Annotated in this window: 1 protein-coding gene; it reads right to left on the bottom strand. The window is 74.0% G+C overall.

Features of this window, described 5'->3' with window-relative positions; translation table 11 throughout:
- Positions 1-423 (bottom strand): enolase C-terminal domain-like protein (locus tag TN53_RS42545; RefSeq protein ID WP_046264276.1); only part of this gene is annotated, 423 nt, incomplete at both ends.

Genomic DNA, 423 nt, shown 5'->3' with positions numbered 1-423 from the left:
GTGGCCTCCACCAGACTGCGCAGGTTCCCCGAGTGCTCCGGCGCCACGGGTTCCTCGACGAACAGCGGGTGCAGCGGCTCCAGTTGGGGCAGCAGCCGGCGCGACATCGCGGTGGAGGCCCGGCCGTGGAAGTCGACCGCGATGTCCCGCTCGTCGCCCAGCACCTCACGGACGGCCGCGACGCGCTCGACGACCTCGGCGGTGCGCGCCGGGGTGTCGATCGGGGCGAGTTCGGCCGAGCCTTTCATCTTCCCCGCGGTGAACCCCGCCTTCATCTGCCCCTCGGCCAGCCCCGCCCCCCCGCTCGGCCGGTCCCCGCCGATCCAGGCGTACATCCGCACGCGGTCGCGTACGGGGCCGCCGAGGAGGCGGTGCACCGGGACGCCGTAGGTCTTGCCGGCGATGTCCCACAGTGCCTGGTCG

The sequence above is a fragment of the Streptomyces sp. WM6386 genome (assembly GCF_000972385.1).
In the GTDB taxonomy this organism is placed as follows: domain Bacteria; phylum Actinomycetota; class Actinomycetes; order Streptomycetales; family Streptomycetaceae; genus Streptomyces.
Note: the sequence above shows the minus strand (reverse complement) of the source record. Positions and strands in the feature narration are given on the sequence as shown.